Here is a 1,346-nt window from a genome sequence, read left to right as displayed (position 1 = left end):
ATTGATACCCCGTCCCTGCAAGTAACGGAGCAATGCCGGATGGGTAAGGTCACGGACTTCCAAATGCTGGAAGCTCGGTTCTGTCCTACGCTGGGGAAAAGAAAAACTGACCGGACGGACGTGCGGTGTCTGTTCCGCTATCCGGTTTAAAAGGTATGGCAAGCTGTCTGAACAATAGAGTTCCTTTGCCAGTGCGATGAGGTTGCCGCCCTTGCCTGCGCCAAAGTCATACCAAAGGTTGCGGTCAGTGTTCACCTTGAAAGACGGTTCGTGTTCCTCCCTTAACGGTGATTTGTACCATAAACCGTTACCCTGCTGCTTGACAGGAGAGTAACCTAAACTGTGCAGATAGTCTGCGATGGGTATTTGTTTCACATCTTCGATGTTCATAACATTTTCTTTTTTGGGGATTAAAAAAACAGTTGAAAAGTGCGCCAGTCCTGTTTAGTCCGTTATATATACACCCGTACCATACTAAACCTGCCTGTTCCGATACTGGGAAATAGTAAGTCCGTTCCTCTTGTATATACACCCGGACTAAACCAAACTGACTTTTAATAATGGAAATCGGGATTATAGCGGTAGCCCTTGCCCTCTTTCACAATCATGCGCTTGTTCACAAGAAACTTGTTAAGCGACACAAGAACATTGCGTCCACGCTCGTAACCGATACTCGCATAACCCTGTTTCAATGCCGCTATGACATTGGAATAGCCTTGTACCACCTGCTTGCCGAAACCGTTCTCCAACGCTTCCCGGTGTTGCTGTCCAGTCAGTTCCGTAAGCGAGAAGTTCCTGTCCTGCTTAGGTTGTTGGAATACATAATCATCCACGATTTCGGGTAAAGCGTTGTCATTGATACGGAATGCGAACGGGTCAAATTCCCGGTCACGTATGTGCATCGCCTTTACCTCGCTTATGTTGCCGTCCTGCTGGCTTTTCGTGATTTGCAGGACGGTTTCAGCCTTGTTGTTCAGTTCCGTACCGATATGCCCCCTTGTGTTGTCATCCCCCTTGTTCAAATGCAGCACGGTGTGGATATGCAGGTTATACCCACTTGACCAGCGCATCAAAAGGTTGATTAGGTCGGTTGATTCGCTGGGGCTGTTGATGTCGTACATCAAGTCACGGATTCCGTCAATGATGAGCAACCCCACATCGGGCATATTTTCAAGCATATAGCCGATAATCTGTTTCCGCTTGTCGGGGGTCTGCTCTCTTAGCACGATGAAAACAAAATCGTCCCTGTCCTTGTCGGTAGGCAGTCCGGCAAGTCGCAAAATACGCTCCATGACCTTATGGCAATGGTATTTGCTCTGCTCGGTATCTACATAGAGGATTTTCCG

General features: G+C 48.0%; 2 protein-coding genes. Both read right to left on the bottom strand.

Translation table 11 applies throughout. The annotated features are described in order from the left end of the window. Window positions 1-390, bottom strand: a 390-nt coding sequence (locus tag H8S52_RS19650) for a CHC2 zinc finger domain-containing protein (protein WP_255470131.1), incomplete at its 3' end; no start/stop codon positions are given. Between the two features lie 164 nt (window positions 391-554). Then, window positions 555-1,346 (bottom strand): mobilization protein (locus H8S52_RS19645; protein ID WP_186910406.1); only part of this gene is annotated, 792 nt, incomplete at its 5' end.

The sequence above is a fragment of the Bacteroides sp. NSJ-48 genome (genome assembly GCF_014287405.1).
Classification (GTDB): domain Bacteria; phylum Bacteroidota; class Bacteroidia; order Bacteroidales; family Bacteroidaceae; genus Bacteroides; species Bacteroides stercoris.
The sequence above is the reverse complement of the archived record's forward strand: the minus strand, read 5'-3'. Positions and strand labels throughout refer to the sequence as shown.